The sequence below is a fragment of the Planococcus chinensis genome (assembly GCF_020071995.1).
Lineage (GTDB): Bacteria > Bacillota > Bacilli > Bacillales_A > Planococcaceae > Planococcus > Planococcus chinensis_A.
On the sequence record NZ_JABWTK010000004.1, the window covers coordinates 24,493 to 42,743 of the forward strand.

Below are 18,251 nucleotides of genomic sequence, written 5' to 3' on the forward strand. Positions count from 1 at the left end.
CTAACGAATATAAAAAGCATGGATGCTATGCAGATGAAACAAATGAATAGCCATGAAATAGAGGAATTACTAAAAAAGATGACGATAAACATCGGATCAGTCGACCCTGAATTGCGGGACACGCTGATTTATCGCACATTCGATAAATTGATCATGCTTGATATTTTATCGGACGCCCAAATGACTGATCTACTGAAAACATGTATGGGTGGCCATCATCTTTTTCTTAAGATCGGCACTGCAAATGATGATGCAGTCTTTACACGCTCGTTTTCCTCATTAGTGATAGCTTTGATTTTAGTTAAAGATAAGAGCCGAAGATTTTTAACGGATGAAATCCTGAGACAGGTGTTTGAAAAAATTAATTTGTATATGAGGGAAGAAGAGGATACGCGCGGTTATGTAATAGATAAAGGCTGGGCTCACAGTATTGCACATGGAGCGGACCTTTTGGCAGCTGCTGTTAGCCACTCTTTTTACAGTTCAGAATGGGCAAATGAATTTATAGAGACAGTGCATATGTGTTTATTTAAAAGAGGCTGCTATATCAATGAAGAGGATGAGCGACTGATTTTCATCATTGATGAATTAACTGCAAAAGGGTTATCTGATCAGGAATTGGAAAGTTGGGTCGTTAAGATCTTTAAAGAACTTGAGGCATATCACGAAACGCATGGCTATTCGCTGGAATTTTTTCAACTTAAAACAAATGTCTTAAATTTCGCCAAGACACTTTATTTCCGATTAGGAAATCAACAAGTATATAAGGATGCAAAAAATAAAATCACAATTAATATTAACAGCTGGCATAAAAAAATATATTCGAATCCTGTTTGAAACGCATCTAAAACAAGAAATGCATACGCATTGATTTAAATTCCATTCTAAAAAGGAGCCTTCCATGAAACGAATAGACGTTGTGTATGTCATGCTGCGGGATGACAGCGGAGAAAATTTGTTGATGGTGAAAAATTACGGTGAGAACGGATCTTACTATACGCTTCCGGGAGGGGCGGTTGAAGCGGGTGAAACTTTGCAGGAAGCGGCTATCCGGGAGGCAAAAGAAGAAACCGGGCTTGACGTTTCCATCGGCGGCCTTTTTTCGGTCAGTGAAGATTTCTTTGAAGAAAGAGGGCATCACGCCATATTCTTCATTTTCGCTGGACAAATTCTTGACGGGGAAATCGCGATTGCATTTCCGGAAGAAATCGAAGAAGTCACATGGATGCCGATTCAACATGCAGCCCAATATTTACATATTCCAGAAAAGGCCGAAGAACGCGTCAGGGCCAATTGTTCAGTGCCGTATATTCTAAAAGGGCAAGTTATCCAAACAAGTTAATCCATGAAGGAAGAGGTGGAACTGATGTTGATCCAGGACGGAAAAATGACGATCCGGAAGCTGGAAGAAAGAGATCAAGAGACGATGGTGAAATGGCTGACCGATCCGGAAGTGTTGAAATACTACGAAGGCCGGGACAATCCGCATGAAATGGAAGAAGTGAAAAGGCATTATTTTGAACGGGAAGATGAGACAACAAGATGCCTTGTGGAATATGAAGAAACACCCATCGGCTATATTCAATTTTATCCGGTTCTTGAAGAGGAGCGGATGGAATATGGCTATTGGAATCCCGATGAAGTCGTCTATGGAACCGATCAATTCATTGGCGAAGCGGATTACTGGAATCAAGGCCTCGGAACTGAGCTCGTGAATCTGATGAAAACATATTTATTGAGTGAAAAACAGGCGGATACGATCGTGATGGATCCACAGGTCTGGAACGAACGGGCGATTGCCTGTTACGAAAAATGCGGGTTTCAGAAAGTGAAGTTTCTGCCTGCACATGAACTGCACGAAGGCGAGATGAAAGATTGCTGGCTGATGGAATACAAAAGATAACTGACAAACCGAAATGGGGATTTCGAGTGGCAGAGACGTATGTAAATTGGGGAAACGGAAAAGTGAAGTTGACGTGGGAAAGAGGGGATGCGTTGCCGCCGCGGCAATTGATCACGAGTGTTCATGGATTTTGCTTCTATCAAAAACAGTTATTACTGGTAAAGCTGAAACACCGCGGCTGGGATTTTCCGGGCGGGCATATTGAAGAGGGCGAAACACCGGAAAGATGCTTTCAACGGGAAGCGCTGGAAGAAGGCTATGCAACAGGGAAGTGCCAGTTGCTTGGATGGGTGGTTGTGGACCACGGAGAAAATCCGAACTGGGACAAAACCAGTCCTTACCCTAAAGTGGGCTATCAAGTTTATTACCGGATGGAGATTGAAGCGCTGCATCCATTTGGAGCAGAATTTGAATCGGTCGAAAGGCAATTCATCTCACCTGAGGAAATCAGCAATTACTACCACGGGGGATGGCGGGATTTCTATCAGGAAATTCTGGATGCTGCCTGTCATTTAGAAGATGGCCTAGAAGGAGTGGACTTGTATTGACTATTAGTCATCCGCAATTGGACAATATCGACCGGATCATGAATGGCTTTAATTATTGGCGGGGGCTGGTCGATTGACCTTGAAGTCGGCAGAGTTACTCGAAAACACGAGGATATGGATATCTGTATTTTTCGGGAACATGCCGAGGAAGTACTGGCGTATTTTTCGGATTGGCAAATCGAAGTGGCCATCCCGAAAGAAAACAGGCTAGAACCGGTCCGTTCAGCCGACGATCTCTGCCCTCCCCGTTATGGGCTTCACTTGACTAAAAACGAAGAGTTTATTGAGGTGCTGCTGACGGATAAACAAGATGGTGAGATTGTCTTCCGAAGAGATCCGGACATAAGGATGGCGATTCAAGATGCGATTCGTACAGATCGATCAGGAAGAAAATACATTGCACCAGAACTGCAGCTTCTTTATAAAGCGAAAGAAGAAAGGGATAAAGACCAGCACGATTTCTCAGTCGCGATGCTGCGCTTAAGTGATCAACAAAAAGAGTGGCTTTTGAAGGCATTAACGAAACACCATCCCACCTCTTCGTGGATCAGCAATTTGAACAATCAGACGTTAAAATAGACCAATCAAAGGCAGGGAAAGTTATGGCAGAAGAAATCAACAATCAAGAAGACTTGCTCGATATGCTCGATTCGTTGCTGCGTGAACCTGCGCCTTTTTGGGACGGCTTCTATGCAGACCGCGGAAAGAATATCCCTTTTTTGTGGACAAACCGGATGAAAATTTAGTCCGCTACATGGATACGGGAAGGGTTAACGCCCAAAAGGCTCTGGAGTTAGGCTCCGGCCCCGGCAGGAATGCGATTTTTCTTGCAGAACAAGGATGTTCTATAGACGCAGTGGACGTATCGGAGCAATCGATTGAGTGGGCGAAAGAACGGACAAAAGAACATGGCGTGAAAGTGAATTATATTCACGGGAATATCTTTAAGCTTGAAGTCGAAGAAGGTGCCTATGATTTGGTGTATGATTCAGGCTGCTTCCACCATATTGCTCCGCACCGCCGACTTGACTATATCAACCTGGTCAAACGGGCGCTGAAGCCAGGCGGATATTTTGCCATTACTTGTTTTGTGCAGGAAGGAGAGCTTGGAGGATCCGGTATGTCTGATTGGGAAGTATACCGGAAAAGAAGCCTCGAAGGCGGACTCGGGTTTACGGAGCAGCGGCTGAGAAGGATTTTTTATGAGTTTGAGGAAATTGAGATTTGCCGAATGAAAGACGCTGCAAAAACGGACAAGGTGTTTGGGGTATCCGCTTTATGGGCTGCGTTGTTTCAAAAGCGGTAACCGAGGGTTTAAGCCGCTTCGGTATATGTATACCTTTTTTTCAACCATAAAGTGGCCGCAAAAACAACAAATGCTAAAGCGACAGAAAATAAGAGAGTGGTTTGTTCTCCGTAATGCTCAATGATGACGGTATAAAAAACCGGTGCGATGGCGGATAGCAGGAAACTCGGCACCAGAAGTTTTCCGACGAAAGCACCGTAAGTCCGGTTGTCAAACAAGACCAAGGGAAGAGAGCCGCGGGTAATGGTCATCAGGCCATTGCCTGCGCCGTACAAAAAAGCAAAAATAAACGCCATTGCCAAAAAATCGCCGCTGAATAATCCGATGACAAAGCAAAGCGGCAGCAATGAAGAAGCAAGGACGGTCAGCTTGAACGGATGCAGCCGGCCGCCAAACAGGATTTCAGCCACTCGTGCGAGAGACTGCCCGATTCCGCGCAGTGTGGAAATCCAGACCGAAACAGCTGCTGCAAGGCCGAGCCCCGACAATATGGCGATCATATGGGCCGACATGGCGGAGTTCAAAAAGTTAAGCAGCGTGAAAATGAGTGCGTAGAGGCTGCCGGCAAAAATGCGTTCGCGGCCCGTTAAATTCAGTTTTTCAAAAGCAGCGTATTTTAGTTCTTCGTCCGTTTCGCTTTCTTGGAACCGTTCTTTTGGAATGGCCAGATGAAGCGGAAGCGTCAGCAGTGCAAATCCAGCGTAAACAAGCAAGGCGGTCCGCCAACCGAAAGCTTCCGAAAGGAAAAAGCCGATCGGCCAAAAAACGGTGGAAGCCAGTCCGCCAAGAAGCGTAATTTGTGAAATGGATCGTTTTGCGCCGGATCCTGCAATGCGGACCAATGTTGCAAAAGCCGCATCATATAAGCTGAGGCGCATGGCGAAACCCAGAACAATCCATGAAATGTAATAGGCTAAAACGGACTGCGACAAGGCGATGCCGGCACAACTGATGGCTAAAAGAAGGGACCCGGCAGACATCACAAAGCGGCCGCTGTACTGGTCGATCAGTTTTCCTGTTAACGGGGAAGTGAGGCCCATGACGACCAAAGCGGCAGAAAAACCTCCGTATACCAAAGTGCTGCTCCAGCCCAGTTCATCCGCTATTACTTCACCGAATGCGGCAATCAAATAATAAGAAATGCCCCAGCAAACCAGCTGGGATAAACCAAGAAAAAGGACCGTTCTCCTCGTAATCATCCAATTCCTCCTCCCGCATCAAGTTGTTTCTAAAGCAAAGCACTTTATTAATCCAAATAAGATACAATAAAATCATAAACAATAATCAGAAAATTTCATACCTATAATAAATATTTTTATCCACTACCAAATGATGGAGTTTATCTGAAGGGGGAAGTCAGATTGGCAGTTATTCAAAAAGCACAGCCGGAACATGTGAAAGGGATTGCCCGCGTCTGTACGGAAGGCTATTGGGCGACCTACAGCGAGATGTATTCAGCTGATTATATCGCAGCAGTGATCGAAGAGTTTTATAACGAACAGCGGATATTGGAAGAAGTGGAAAACAGCAGCAGGGAATGGGGCGGATATTTTGTCGCACTCGAAAACAGCGAAGTAGTCGGGGCAGGCGGCGGCGGAATGATTTCCGGAAAAGAGGGAGAAATTTTCGTGTTATACCTGGACCCCCGAAGGCTTGGCGAAGGCATTGGAACAAAACTGTTGGAGGCCATTACCCGGCAGCAAAAAGAGGAATTCGGCGCACAGGAACAATGGGTATCGGTCGCGAAAGGAAATGAAAAAGGCATTCCTTTTTACGAAGCACGCGAATTTATAAGCTGCAGTGAACTGTCGGCTACCCATTCAAGTACCGAGGAAAAAATCGTTTCGGTAAGGTACTGGCGCAAACTTTAAATCGTATGGGCAGCAGACACGGATAATGGAATGCCAAAGGGAGATGTGGGTTTGAACAATAAATGGGCTTTTGCGCTGTTGGTCATTTTAACGACCAGTTTAATGGGATCATCTTTTGCGGTAGGCAAGATAGGAATGGTTCATGTATCGCCGTTGCTGTTAGTCGGAATACGTTTTACGCTGGCTGGTTTGCTGATGGGGGCAATCGTCCGGGTGCTTCGGCGGCCGCATCCAAAAAAATTGCAAGACTGGCTAAAAATTATCTGCATCGGGGCTTTTCAGACGGCTGGTGTTATGGGCTCCATCTTTTTAAGCCTGCGGACCATCACAGCCGGCGAATCCGCTATCCTGACGTTCATGAATCCCCTGTTGGTGGTGATCTTTGGGACATTGGCACTGGGCATCCGCTACCGGCTTGTCCAATGGTGCGGTGTGATTCTAGGGTTTATCGGTGTATTTGTAACGATGGGTGGACAGCTGCAGGCAGAAGTCGGGACGCTTCTCGGATTTTGCAGTGCGGTTTTTTGGGCAATCGCCACGCTGCTCATTAAGCAATGGGGGCAGCGTTTTGATATTTGGGTACTGACCGCTTATCAAATGCTTTCCGGCGGTTTGCTTTTGCTGATTGGAAGTTTCCTTTTGGAAGATGCCCGGCTTGTAATCAATCCAACTTCGATCTTCATCGTGTTGTGGCTCGCCATCCCGGCGTCAATCGTCCAATTTGCCATCTGGTTTTTCCTGCTGCAAAACGGCAATCCGGGGAAAGTCAGTGCATTCCTGTTCCTGGCGCCTTTTTTCGGGATTATTTCAGGGTGGCTACTGCTGGGCGAAGCCATCGGTCCAACCTTGCTTGCAGGAGGGTTTATGATTTTCACGGGAATATTCCTGGTGAACTGGCCGGATAAGCGGGCAGCAGCCGTTCCTAAAGAAGGAATTTAATGCGGCAAACGAGAATATAAAGTTTAGAAAGTCTTTTATTGATCTAATAAAAGACTGGATAAAAAATCCGTCGTTCTTCAAAGGGAAATAAACAACTTTTCGAACGTGTACACGTAATCGATAATAAGTTCACGGGGTGGCTTACTATGTTCAAATTTGTGATCAAATTATTAGGGAGTGCGGTCCTCTTCAAAGCCGGCAACCAATTGCAAAATTATTTTCTTAAACCCTCGGATTTCGAAAAAAATCTGGAACGGCTGGATCAGGAAGAATGGTTTGCCGAATTGCGGAAAGATTTTCGATATGATCACATCATCCGCTACAATGCAAAAGTGCGGAAGGTGGTAGGAGATTCGAAGCGCATCGCAAAACTTTTGGCATCCAAAGAAGATCAGGAAAGTTTTAGTGACCTTGTCCAACAGGAGTACATAAAACTCATGAAAAAATAGACCGAAAAGGGTGAAGCAGACGGCCCTGCAGGATCATTCATAAAGGAAAAAGTAAACCAAAAAGGTTATTGGAGAAACGAAGGTTTCCACAGATACTCTAGGACTGGACGTGACAGGATATGGAATCTACTGAAGTAGCCGCTTTTTTACAAGCCGCAAAAAAATACTGCCATTTGATGGACTCGTTAAATTCTTTAGGGGAAATTGAGAAATTTAAGCAGCTGCATGCAGCAGTGACTGAATTGTACACGAAGGCTCTATATCTGCCGGAAACCGAACCAGGCAAAGATGATTCTTTTGATATTGATTTCCAACTGCCCCAAGTAGACTTTGGCACCCACAATGTGTATTGGGGAGGGTACGATCCCTATCACTCCGATGAAGACTTGGAAGAAATGATGGAAGAGCCGCTAAACGAAACTTTGACGGACGATGTGCTGGACATTTACAGCGATGTCAAACGTGGATTGATTTTATATGAGCAGGGAAACCATGCAGAAGCAATCGCTGAATGGAAATACAATTTTGAAATTCACTGGGGAACGCATGCAGCAAGCGCCATCCGTGCCTTGCATTCTGTGAATTACTTATAATAAATAGCCAAAGTCCTTTCAGTCCAACTTTAAGAAGTTGGACTTTTTTATTTGTAAAAATAAGAGAGTGAAATTATAAAAAAATAGTAATTTCAGGTTTATAAATTTTAAAAAAGGCGTATACAAATGTAGATGGGTAGCGCGACAGACTGTTTAAGATTAGAAAATCGAAATCGAGGGATTGCAGGATGTTTTACAAATACAAAAAATCATATAACAAAGTGGCCATAGGATTATTGTCTTTAATGGCAAAAGGCCTCAATTTTAGATTGCTGCAGGAAACCATTCGGATGTATGAGGAAAATCCGGAGCGGCAGCTTTTTCTTTGGAAAGAAGGAGACAATATCACCGGACTTGCAGGAGTGGAGCAGCAGGATGATTACTTTGTCATCTTGCACTTTTCCGTGAATCCCTCCTACCAAAAAGAAGAGACAGCTTACCGGATGCTCGAAGTTTTGAGAGAACAAATGCAGTCGAAGGAGATGCACCTGTCAAAAGAAGCAGCCCGTTTCCTTGCTAAAGTGCGCGGCACTTCTGATTTGCCGATCCCCGTTTATTCGGAACCGGCCATTTCATAAAAAAATAAACCGTTTCAATCAACGGAAATCAATAAACCACGAAAGCTTGCCGGACAGAGGCAGGCTTTTTTTATGCAGGAATCCAAGTGAAAAAATTTTATGAACAACAGAAAAAAGCTATAATGGAAAAATAGAATGGCAAATTAGGAAAGAAGATGACCTACTTGAACTTATACCCAATGGGAAAAGCATTTATCATTGGATTGGCAGGAGCATTGCTTTTTGAGTTTTTGGGTGCGCCTATGCCTTGGCTGCTGGGCTCTTTGTTTGCCGTGCTGCTGGTCCAATTGTTTACGCCGGTTTCGTTGAAGTGGGACGCCGCTTTCCGGAATACCGGCCTTGTGATTGCCGGATACGTCATCGGAATTGCCTTTACACTAGATGCGCTGCATGGCATGAAACAGTATTTTCTGCCGATGCTCATCATCAATATTGCTTTTTTCGGGCTGTTTCTGATTATCAGTTCGTTGATGGCAAACCGGACAAAAGTGGATAAGGCAACAGCCATGACCTGCTGTGTGCCAGGTGGCTTGTCCCAGATCATCACGTTTGCCGAAGAACAGAAAAATATCGACTTGACAGCCGTAACGTTTTACCATGTGCTCCGGGTATTGTTGATTGTCGCGACCGTGCCGTTTATCGTGGCAAGCGGCAGTGCTGTGCAGCCAGGGACGGCAGCGGCAGGCGAATATTCAATCTATCTTTTCGTCCTTTTAGCTTTCTGCTACGCAGCAGGTATGCTTTTTAAGAAAATTAACGTGCCGACTGCCTTTTTGTTAGGGCCTGTGTTTCTGATTATGGTGCTAAACATCACCGGAGTGGACGTCCCTTTAATGCCGAACTTGCTGCTCCATATAGCGCAACTGCTGATCGGGATTTATATTGGTTTGCTATTGAAAAAAGAAGACATGAAACTCACTCCGAAACTGATTTTCTATTCCATTTTTTCAAGTGCGGTACTGATTGCCTTTGCTTATGGCCTTAGTTTCATTCTCCAGGACCTATACGATTTAAGCTTTTCCACAAGTTTCCTGAGCGTCGTGCCCGGGGGGCTGGATCAAATGGGAATCATTGCGGCTTCGGTCCATGCCGATGTAACAGTGGTCACGGCTTTTCAATTATTCCGGATTTTATTCCTGTCCGTATTCATTGTGCCATTTGTAAAGTTTTTCGCTGGTAAAGAAAGCAGGGCAGAAAACACTAGTTTGGCGGGATCTTCCCATAAAAACTAATGCCCCGGCCAAATAAGGCCTTGACTTGTACAGGGAACATGATAAGATTTAGAACAATCAAAGATGCAATCAAATAGTGTTGAAGATGGTGCAGTAAGCATTTCGCGGGCAGCAAGCAGAGACTGGATATGTGGTGGAAGTTCAGGCAGCGATATGGATGAAGTACGCCATCCGTTTTTCAACTTTTTAATGAAGTGGACAGCCTAGGCTGTCAAATAGGGTGGTAACGCGGAGAAACCTTCGTCCCTTTTTATGGGGATGACAGGTTTTTTTTATTATATTTTTTTACATTCAGGGGGAATCAGCCATGTTTCAGATTAAAGAAGTTTTAACACCGTCCGTCAAAGAAGCGTTTGCAATGACCGCTTTGATCGTTCTGATCATTAGCGTCAGCCTCATCCAATTTGAAGCAGTGCCGCATATTCCGATTCTTTTTTCGATTCTCTTGTTGATCTGCTACGGATTGATCAAAGGCGTGCCGTACTACAAACTGGAAAAAGGCTTGGTCGCCGGAGCGGGAGCCGGTATGAGCGCGGTATTTCTCTTTTTCTTCATCGGCATCCTGATCAGCAGCTGGATGATGAGCGGTACGATTCCAACGCTTATATATGCAGGCTTCAATTTGGTCACGCCGCTGTTCTTTTTTGCCATTGTTTTCGTGGTCACGTCCATTATCGGGCTATCCATCGGGAGCTCACTGACGACCGTAGCAACGGTCGGCGTTGCCTTTATCGGCATGGCATCTGTTATGGACATTTCACTGGCGATTACGGCCGGTGCCATTGTTTCAGGTGCATTTTTCGGGGACAAAATGTCGCCGCTGTCTGACACGACCAATCTGGCATCTTCTATGGTCGGTGTGGATTTGTTCGAGCATATCCGCAATATGGGATGGACGACCGTTCCGGCATTTATCATTTCACTGATTGTATTTGCCGTGCTGTCGCCGGATTCTTCTGTGGCTCAAGTAGATGATGTCGCCATTTTCCAGCAAGGCTTGCTGGATACCGGTGCCATCCATTGGTATTCATTGATTCCGTTAATTGTCCTGATCCTTTTGACAATCGGAAAAGTGCCGGCCATGATGACACTTGCCGTCAGTTCATTTGTCGCTGTTGCGATTTCCTTTTTCCATTTCAGTTACAGCGCGGCAGAAGTGCTGGCGATTTTGTACAGCGGGTTTGTTTCTGAAACAGGGGTTACGGATATTGATACCCTGCTATCAAGAGGCGGTATGGAAAGCATGCTGTTTACAATTGGTTTGGTTCTGCTTGCACTCAGCATGGGCGGATTGTTGTTCACGCTCGGAATCGTCCAATGTCTGCTAGATAAACTGGAAAGCTTATTAAGAAAGGTTTCTTCGGTCATTGCGGCTTCAGCGTTGACAGCCATCGGGATCAACGTCTTGATTGGTGAGCAATATTTGTCGATTTTATTGACCGGGCAAGCTTTCCAATCGCAGTACGAAAAAGTCGGTCTTGCCGGGAAAAATTTAAGCCGTGTAATGGAAGATGCAGGAACGGTGGTCAACCCGCTTGTCCCTTGGAGCGTCTGCGGCATTTTTATCACTTCCGTTTTAGGCGTTTCCACGTTAACTTATTTGCCGTTTGCCTTCTTTTGCCTCCTGTCACCGATTTTAACGGTTCTGTTTGGCTATACGGGCAAAACTTTGACTTACCGGAAAGCGGAAGAACTGCAGTAACCAAGGAGATTGCGACATGTTTTTGAGAGAATGTATAAGAAACTAGGTAGAAATTCCGTTTATTGTCAATATTTTTAGAGTATAGTTGCTTTTTTCATATATAATGAAAAGTGAGTATCTAAAAAGGGGAAGAGCCATGAACGGAATTTCGAAGTTTTCTACTTATATAAACAGCAATGTAGATTCAATCTCCAATCAAATTGTTGAAAGTGTCATTGGCAGAATGGGATTAGTCATTTCCGATGCTGAAAAAGAACAGGCCCTTGCCATGTACAATCAACTTCTTGGCTTTTTCGGCGATGTATTGATTTATAAAGACGAAGAAGTGGTTCCGGAAGAACTGATCAAATGGAGCAAAAACAATGCGGCGATGCAAGTTGCGGGTGGCGGCAAAATTTCTGAGATCGTGGTGCGCTATGGCCCGACGCGGGAGATTGTCAATGAAATATTTACCGATCTTAGCGTAGACCTTGAGTTGACTGTCAGAGAAGCAGGTTTTATCTTGAAACGCATCAGCCAAATTTTGGATGTCAGTTTAAACGAAACGTTTTTTGCATTTGAACGGCTGTCGGATCAGTACCAGGAAGAAACGCGAAAAGAGCTGACCAAATTATCAGCTCCGATTGTTCCAATCAAGGACGATATAGTGGTTCTGCCGCTGATCGGTTTTATCGATGAAGTACGAGTCCGCCACATCATTGATAATGTGATTCCTCAGTTGGCTGAGATGAATGTCCGGCACGTCATCTCGGATTTTTCAGGTTTAGTGATGATCAATGCCCAAGTAGCAGAAGCCATCTACCAGATCGGCGGCACACTGCGTTTGATGGGGATTCATATCGTGGTTGCCGGCTTGCGTCCGGATCTTGCCCAGACAATTGTCAACACAGGAATGGACATGTCGATGACCGAGTCTTATGCAACGGTCAAACAGGCTTTGAAAGTATTAACTGAACAGGAAAAAGCGTGAAATCATTCGATTTCACGCTTTTTAGCTTTTTGAGAAAGGTATAGAAAAAATCTTTTAGAATATCTCCGATATTCCGCAAACCAGCTGCGCTTGCCGCGGGCGAGCGCCAAGCCGCTTCGTCGCTTCGCTCCTGCAGGGTCTCGGCTGTCTCGCTTTCCCGCAGGCGTCTCCGCTGGTTTGCTCCATATCGACAGTGAACTGTGAATAAATAGCATGTATACTCATCCACTCTTTTTAATGAAAACAACTCTTTATTAAAAGAGTGAGCCGAATGAAGCGGAAAGCGTCCACTTGGAGCGAAATGGCTTATAGAATGGAATGTTTCTCGACAGCCAAAAAAGCGTGAAATCATTCGATTTCACGCTTTTTTATTTACACGCCGCGTTTATTTCCCCACACCAAGGTATGGAGCTGGGGCAGGACTTTGGTATTGTTCATCACCGATGACTGGACGGCCAGGTCAATGAGCCATTCATAGCGCTCTAAAAGAGAGGCTGTCAGCCCGGCGTCGTCCGTTGTTGCGGTATCGCTGTTGCCTGTCTGCAAAAAGAACGGGACAGCTGGGTAGCGCAGATGAAGGTCTTCGGCATACTTGAAATCATCTTCATCAAAAATGACCACTTTTAAGCTGGCATTGGCAGATGCCAGCTTATCCATGAAGAAGTCCAGTTTGCTGAAATCCGTCTTCATGCCGGAACTTGGGGGTTTCGGTGAAATGGTGATGTCATCAATTGCCGGCATCCAGTCCTGCCAAATCGACCCTTGCGTTTCCACACCGACTTTCCAGCCGTTTTCATGGCATAGAGCCACAAGTTCGGCAATGCCTTTATGCAACGTCGGATTGCCTCCGGATATGGTCACATGAGAAAAAGCTTGGCCGCCGATCGTTTTTAGTTCTTCGATGATGTCAGCTGGTTGTTTAGAGACGCTTTTGCCGGTGCCATCCCATGTGAATTTGGAATCGCACCACGAACAAGAGTAATCACAGCCGGCGGTCCGGACAAACATCGTTTTTTGGCCCATGACCATGCCTTCGCCTTGGATAGTCGGACCGAATACTTCCATAACCGGTATTCTCATTCGAAGTCCTCCTTGGCGGGACGGTATACGACATAGCTCGTCGGCGTTTCCCGGACGATTACCTGCAGGCAATGCGGCTGGTTGGCGGTGGATTGAAGAAGGTTTTCAACCATTTGCCAGATTTGTTGGGCCAACAGTTCGGTCGTTGGGAATTTGGCTTCAAATTCAGGGTGGTGGTTCAATACCGAATGATCGTATTTTTTATGGATTAAATTTTTCAGCAGTTTAAAGTCGATTAGAAAACCAGTGGCGTCGAGTTCGTTTCCACAGATAGTGAGATTGATGAAATACGTATGGCCATGCATTTCCTGGCATTTGCCTGCGTCTTCGCTCGGGATGAAATGGGCTGCTGAAAAATGCATGTCTTTATTCAATTCGAATCGGAACGCATGCGGCACAGACGGATAGAATTGCTGCATCATAAATGAGCACCTGCAGCTTTTTTCACTTTATAGGCCCTGAGCCCTTCATTCCGCAGGATGCAGGACGGACATTCACCGCAGCCGGAACTCGGAATGCCGTTGTAGCAGGTCAGTGTTTTCTCCTGGACAAAGTCGAGCGCATCCAATTGGTCCGACAGCTCCCATACTTCGGATTTGTCGAGCCACATGAGCGGAGTATGGATGACGAATTGCTTGTCCATGGCCAGGTTCAACGTCACGTTCAGCGATTTGATGAACGTATCCCGGCAATCGGGATAACCGCTGAAATCGGTCTCGCTGACGCCTGTAATCAAATGCCGCGCTCCGATGGCATCGGCGTAAACCGCTGCAAAAGACAAAAACAAATGATTTCTGCCCGGCACAAATGTAGAGGGCAATTCGCCTTCGGTTGCTGTTACTTCGATGTCGTCGCGCGTCAGCGCATTGGCTGACAGTTGGTTGATCAAGGTCATATCAAGCACTTTGAACGAGACGCCGAGCTCCTCTGCAATTTTAAGAGCGCATTCGATTTCTGCCGAATGGCGTTGTCCATAATCGAATGTCACGGTAGCTACTTCCTTAAAATTCTTTAATGCCCAGAACAGGCAAGTGGTGCTGTCTTGGCCGCCGCTGAATACGACAACCGCTTTTTCGTTTTTCAAATGAAACATCTCCTTAGTTTTTTAGAGAGGGAGTTTGCGAACCTCTTTTTTCGAACACTGTTAATAATAACATAGAATAAAACAGGGAAAACTTTGAAACTTTTACAGAACAGTTAGCGTATGAATGTGTAAGAAGGAAAAAAACGCCAATCGTCGAATAGGATTTAAAGAAGAAGTAGGGAAAGGTTTGAGGAACAATTGAAAATAGAACCAGAAGAATGGTTTTCACAAATGGATTGGCAGGATTTCTCCGGAAGGGCCATCCTTGGTATTGATGGATTCAGCCGCACCGGGAAAACAAAACTGTCTAAAGAACTCGAAGCCCATCTCACGAAACAGGGCTTAACGGTCTATGTCTTTCATATCGATGATTTCATCGTGGAAAAGAAGCGGCGCTATGGAACCGGGCTTGAAGAGTGGCAGGAGTATTATTTTCTCCAATGGGAAGCGGAACATCTCGCTGAGTTCTTCTTTGGAAAGTTGAAAACGGCAGAACAGTTAAACCTTTGGGTATATGATGCGGACCGGGATAGCCGCTCTTTGCAGACGTTTACCCTGCCTGGTGAAGGCGTGATCCTGATTGAAGGGGTGTTTCTTCAAAGGAAAGAATGGCGCCATTTTTTCGATTGCGTGGCATACCTGGAATGTCCGGCAGACCAACGGTTTTTACGGGAATCAGAGACAATGCGGGGCAATAGTGCCTTATTGAAGCGGCGCTATTGGAAAGCGGAAGCGTATTACGAAGAAATGCTCAGGCCAGCAGAGCAGGCGGACTGGGTGCTGGACAGCAGCACAAGCAAGATAGGAGATGCCACATGAAGAACAAGTCGGCAAATAAAAAAATGATATGGGTAGCGGTTGCAGCAGTTGCGATCCTGGTTGCGGCAGCGATTATCTATTTTTCACTGCGCGAAACCAGTAATGAAAAAGGTTCAACCGAAATGGGCGCAAGCGCTGATTACAAATTGGACGTACAAATGGATGATCAAAATCGCTTCCGGATTTCTGCGGACATCAACGTGTTGAATGAATCGAACGAAGCCTTTGAAGATCTTGGATTTTATTTGATTCCAAATGCCATCAACCCGGACGACATGGCGGAATTGGCGCAAGCATCCGCTGAAATCGCTGTCGAATCAGTAAAGCGCGGAGATGAAGAATTGTCTTATAGCCTGGAGAACAATAAATTGCTGGTAGAACTGGAAGCGGGATTGGAACCGGAAAGTACGGAAGAAATATCAGTTGCTTATACCTTGAAGCTGCCGGAAAACGGCATGCGATTGTCACAGGACGGGGACAATTACTTTTTAGCGCAATGGTACCCGATGCTTGCCCAATATGACAAAGGATGGGACATTCAGGATTTTGATATGAACGGGGAGAGTTACCATAGCGGATTTGGGGATTTTGAAGTGAGCTATACGTTGCTGAACGAGTACCTGGTGGCCAGTTCTGCCACTGAAGGGAGCATCCAGCCGTCTTCATCCGGTACAGTGAAAGGGGAGCGGATCAAAGATTTTTACTTGGCTTTTCTGAACACCGAAGAATGGCTCTCTGAGTCGGTAGAAGTAAATGAGACGGTCCTGCGGCTCTTTATGCCAAGGGACCAGGAATTTATGGATGAAAATATCGTCAAGGCAAAAGCGGCGTACGCATTTTTTGAAGAACGGATTGGGGACAACCCGTTTCCGGAACTCGATATCATTGCCAATGACGGCTACATGGAATACCCGAACGTGATTGAAGTAGCCAGTACATGGGATGCGCTCGATGAAGTGCTGGTCCATGAGATTGGGCATCAATGGTTCTATTATATTGTGGGAAATGATCCATACGAAGATGCCTGGCTTGATGAAAGCATCACCGAGTTTGCCACTTCCATTTTTCTGTCGGACTACTACCAGGATGAAGACTACGGATTCAGATCGGCACAAATGGCAGCAGATGCTTACCGCCAAGAGAAGTATGCGAATCTGCCGTTGAGTGAATACAACGAAGGTGAATACGTATCGACCGTTTACGGGGAAGCGCCGCTTGTGCTGCGGAATTTCTTCGAGGAACGCGGCGGCAGTGACGAAGCGCTGGAGTTTTTAGCGGCTTATTACGAGGAATATCAATTCAAATACGTGAACACGCCGACTTTTAAAGATTTTTTCACTTCATATTACGGAGAAGAACACCGGGAGTTTTTGGATAGCTGGCTCCAATAAATGAAAACCGTGCTTCTGAACATAAGCTGTTCAGTTTTGAAATCGCAAAACCGTCATTAAAAACGTCAAATAGACCGCTAATTAGACCCCTAATTAGCGGTCTGTTTTTATGGATGCCAAGAGGGTTCAAGCACTTTTGCGTCTTTTTTGGACACTGATTATCAGGACTGCAAATAGAATTATAAACCGGCTATTTCAGTGTCTAAGTGACATGCTAAAAAGGGAGCGAATTACAATACCGAAAATTGAACCCAAAAGACTGAATCTGCATCTTCTCAAGGGAAATCAAGGAAGAAAACACCTGCTGAAAACGAAGTACGGTGGGCGTTCCTATTAAGGAGAATTCTTTATTTTTGGAATTTGTCCATAAAAAAAGCCGAAGGACTGGTTCATCCTTTCGGCTCTTCTCGCTTTATCGGTATGTCAATGGAATGGTTTTCTTCCACCAAGCAATTTTCTATAGTTACTTCTCTTTTTAAGTACGGTCTTTGTTCACGTCTAAACGCTCTTCGCGAGATTTGATCTGCTGTTCCCGCTTTTGGTTTTCTGGTGAACTGGTTTGATCGTAATCGTTCACATCTACGTGTGCCACATCTTCTTCACTTGTCTGGCTCCCCGGATCCCAAGTAGCGCTGTTTATGACGTTTCCGCGTTCCCCTGTTGTAAAAGTTCCCTCTGGTTCCCGGATGGTGTCGTCAAAATCATTGCTTTTTTGCCAACCGCTTGTTTCTCTGCTCGGGTTTGGTTCTTCCGATTCCCGCCAGTCCGCTGAATTATCCGGGTCTTTTTTTCTGATGGTGGTGTCCCCGTCAGCAAGGTAAGGCTCGTTGGAACTATTGTTATGTGTGTCTGAAGTGCCTCTTTCCTGAAGAACACTGTCCCGTTGCGCTTCTTTTCCAACATCCTTAGGCGTACCTGAATCAGATGCCTGGAATTGCTGAGTATTTTGCCGATCTTTTCGGACAGAATCATTTCGATCATTGTTTTCCATTTTAAAGCCCCCTAGTTTTGAAAAGTCTACTAACCCAGAAATACCCGTTAGGTAAATATTCAAACTCCTTTAACAATCAAAACATGACCAACCAGAAGGTTGTTTGGGTTGACTTGCTGTATAGCATTCAACTCAACCTGGATTTCTTTCACAAAATGAAAGAGCTTTTTTATTGAAAATAAAACTATTTTCTGAAAAGAGAAGCTGTTAAAATATAGAAAAGACTGAGGTGGTTTGATGCATATTAAACAAGCTGGAATAGGTAATGCGAAAGGGATTGCGCAAGTTCATATAGACAGTTGGAAAACCACTTACCGCGGCATTGTCCCCCAGGATTATTTGGACCGCTTGGATTACGAAGTCCGGGAACAGCAATGGCGCAGCAATATTGCGGTAAGCCAGGTATTCATTGCGGAAACGGAAGACAAACAAGTGGCCGGTTTTTCGACCGGCGGCAAAGAACGGACTGGAAATTACGGGGATACTGTCGGAGAAGTGTATGCCATTTATCTCTTGCAAGAATATCAGGGACGCGGATTCGGAAAGCAATTGATAAAGCCGATTATCGATAATTTGCAGCAACAAGAGATGGATGAACTCATTATCCTCGCCTTGGAAGACAATCCAGCATGCGGCTTTTATAGCAACCTAGGCGGAAAAGCGATCGATCAACTGGATATTGAAATCGCTGGCAAAAAGCTAAAAGAGACGGTTTTTTACTGGAGAACTTTAAAAGATATTTGCTTATGAATAGGCAGACATTTCGCTGGCTGTTGGAGCACTGAAAAATCCAGA

Annotated in this window: 21 protein-coding genes, 1 pseudogene and 1 riboswitch; of the genes and pseudogenes, 17 read left to right on the forward strand and 5 right to left on the reverse strand. The window is 45.3% G+C overall.

The window, feature by feature from the left end; translation table 11 throughout:
• Positions 1-18: 18 nt before the first annotated feature.
• The 6 genes and pseudogenes from HU147_RS07730 (at position 19) to HU147_RS07755 (ending at position 3,757) form a co-directional block, all read left to right on the forward strand.
• Positions 19-837, forward strand: coding sequence for a DUF2785 domain-containing protein (locus tag HU147_RS07730; RefSeq protein ID WP_224075709.1), 819 nt, complete (start codon positions 19-21; stop codon positions 835-837).
• A 64-nt stretch (positions 838-901) separates the two neighbouring features.
• Positions 902-1,342 (forward strand): NUDIX hydrolase, encoded by a 441-nt coding sequence (locus HU147_RS07735; protein WP_224075710.1) that lies wholly within the window; start codon positions 902-904, stop codon positions 1,340-1,342.
• Positions 1,343-1,366: 24 nt separating this feature from the next.
• Entirely contained in the window at positions 1,367-1,903 is a 537-nt protein-coding gene (locus tag HU147_RS07740; protein ID WP_440137295.1) for a GNAT family N-acetyltransferase, read from the forward strand.
• A gap of 26 nt (positions 1,904-1,929) precedes the next feature.
• Entirely contained in the window at positions 1,930-2,451 is a 522-nt protein-coding gene (locus tag HU147_RS07745; RefSeq protein ID WP_224075712.1) for an NUDIX hydrolase, read from the forward strand.
• A gap of 42 nt (positions 2,452-2,493) precedes the next feature.
• Positions 2,494-3,030 carry a nucleotidyltransferase domain-containing protein gene (locus HU147_RS07750; RefSeq protein WP_224075713.1) on the forward strand — a complete coding sequence of 179 codons (537 nt, stop codon included), beginning with the start codon at positions 2,494-2,496 and terminating at the stop codon, positions 3,028-3,030.
• Between the two features lie 23 nt (positions 3,031-3,053).
• Positions 3,054-3,757: pseudogene (locus tag HU147_RS07755) on the forward strand (class I SAM-dependent methyltransferase).
• Positions 3,758-3,765: 8 nt separating this feature from the next.
• Here the strand turns inward: HU147_RS07755 and HU147_RS07760 are convergent.
• A complete protein-coding gene (locus HU147_RS07760) occupies positions 3,766-4,956 on the reverse strand; it encodes an MFS transporter (RefSeq protein ID WP_224075714.1) in 1,191 nt (396 codons plus the stop codon).
• A 162-nt stretch (positions 4,957-5,118) separates the two neighbouring features.
• On the opposite strand from HU147_RS07760, the gene HU147_RS07765 reads away from it, so the two are divergent.
• From HU147_RS07765 to HU147_RS07800, 8 genes are all read left to right on the forward strand, one after another.
• Positions 5,119-5,628, forward strand: coding sequence for a GNAT family N-acetyltransferase (locus HU147_RS07765; RefSeq protein WP_224075715.1), 510 nt, complete (start codon positions 5,119-5,121; stop codon positions 5,626-5,628).
• Between the two features lie 102 nt (positions 5,629-5,730).
• Complete coding sequence (locus HU147_RS07770; protein WP_263427795.1) at positions 5,731-6,567, forward strand: DMT family transporter; 837 nt, start codon at positions 5,731-5,733, stop codon at positions 6,565-6,567.
• A gap of 146 nt (positions 6,568-6,713) precedes the next feature.
• The gene (locus HU147_RS07775; protein ID WP_224075717.1) at positions 6,714-7,016 is read left to right on the forward strand and encodes a hypothetical protein; all 303 of its coding nucleotides are present in this window, start codon (positions 6,714-6,716) and stop codon (positions 7,014-7,016) included.
• 119 nt (positions 7,017-7,135) lie between these two features.
• Complete coding sequence (locus HU147_RS07780; protein WP_224075718.1) at positions 7,136-7,609, forward strand: DUF5063 domain-containing protein; 474 nt, start codon at positions 7,136-7,138, stop codon at positions 7,607-7,609.
• A gap of 221 nt (positions 7,610-7,830) precedes the next feature.
• Positions 7,831-8,187 (forward strand): GNAT family N-acetyltransferase, encoded by a 357-nt coding sequence (locus HU147_RS07785; RefSeq protein ID WP_224075719.1) that lies wholly within the window; start codon positions 7,831-7,833, stop codon positions 8,185-8,187.
• A 155-nt stretch (positions 8,188-8,342) separates the two neighbouring features.
• A complete protein-coding gene (locus HU147_RS07790; RefSeq protein ID WP_224075720.1) occupies positions 8,343-9,419 on the forward strand; it encodes an AbrB family transcriptional regulator in 1,077 nt (358 codons plus the stop codon).
• A gap of 307 nt (positions 9,420-9,726) precedes the next feature.
• Positions 9,727-11,121 (forward strand): Na+/H+ antiporter NhaC, encoded by a 1,395-nt coding sequence (gene nhaC / locus HU147_RS07795; RefSeq protein WP_224075721.1) that lies wholly within the window; start codon positions 9,727-9,729, stop codon positions 11,119-11,121.
• Positions 11,122-11,257: 136 nt separating this feature from the next.
• Positions 11,258-12,091, forward strand: a complete 834-nt coding sequence (locus HU147_RS07800; protein WP_224075722.1) for an STAS domain-containing protein — start codon at positions 11,258-11,260, stop codon at positions 12,089-12,091.
• Between the two features lie 372 nt (positions 12,092-12,463).
• Here the strand turns inward: HU147_RS07800 and queE are convergent, their stop codons facing one another.
• Genes queE through queC form a run of 3 tightly spaced genes read right to left on the reverse strand, consistent with a single transcriptional unit; the run spans position 12,464 to position 14,255 of the window.
• A complete protein-coding gene (gene queE, locus HU147_RS07805; RefSeq protein WP_224075723.1) occupies positions 12,464-13,171 on the reverse strand; it encodes a 7-carboxy-7-deazaguanine synthase QueE in 708 nt (235 codons plus the stop codon).
• Positions 13,168-13,593, reverse strand: a complete 426-nt coding sequence (gene queD, locus HU147_RS07810) for a 6-carboxytetrahydropterin synthase QueD (RefSeq protein WP_224075724.1) — start codon at positions 13,591-13,593, stop codon at positions 13,168-13,170. Before queD ends, queE begins: the two co-directional genes overlap by 4 nt.
• Entirely contained in the window at positions 13,590-14,255 is a 666-nt protein-coding gene (gene queC / locus HU147_RS07815; protein WP_224075725.1) for a 7-cyano-7-deazaguanine synthase QueC, read from the reverse strand. Before queC ends, queD begins: the two co-directional genes overlap by 4 nt.
• Positions 14,256-14,262: 7 nt before the next feature.
• A riboswitch (PreQ1 riboswitch) is annotated at positions 14,263-14,306 on the reverse strand.
• 180 nt (positions 14,307-14,486) lie between these two features.
• Here queC and HU147_RS07820 point away from each other — a divergent pair.
• Together HU147_RS07820 and HU147_RS07825 are read left to right on the forward strand one after the other, a co-directional pair.
• Positions 14,487-15,074 carry a hypothetical protein gene (locus tag HU147_RS07820; protein ID WP_224075969.1) on the forward strand — a complete coding sequence of 196 codons (588 nt, stop codon included), beginning with the start codon at positions 14,487-14,489 and terminating at the stop codon, positions 15,072-15,074.
• Positions 15,071-16,465 carry a M1 family metallopeptidase gene (locus HU147_RS07825; protein WP_224075726.1) on the forward strand — a complete coding sequence of 465 codons (1,395 nt, stop codon included), beginning with the start codon at positions 15,071-15,073 and terminating at the stop codon, positions 16,463-16,465. Before HU147_RS07820 ends, HU147_RS07825 begins: the two co-directional genes overlap by 4 nt.
• A 475-nt stretch (positions 16,466-16,940) precedes the next feature.
• Here HU147_RS07825 and HU147_RS07830 read toward each other — a convergent pair whose 3' ends face one another.
• Positions 16,941-17,456 (reverse strand): hypothetical protein, encoded by a 516-nt coding sequence (locus HU147_RS07830; protein ID WP_224075727.1) that lies wholly within the window; start codon positions 17,454-17,456, stop codon positions 16,941-16,943.
• Between the two features lie 237 nt (positions 17,457-17,693).
• Between HU147_RS07830 and HU147_RS07835 the strand changes: the two genes are divergently transcribed.
• Positions 17,694-18,206, forward strand: a complete 513-nt coding sequence (locus HU147_RS07835) for a GNAT family N-acetyltransferase (RefSeq protein ID WP_224075728.1) — start codon at positions 17,694-17,696, stop codon at positions 18,204-18,206.
• Positions 18,207-18,251: the final 45 nt, after the last annotated feature.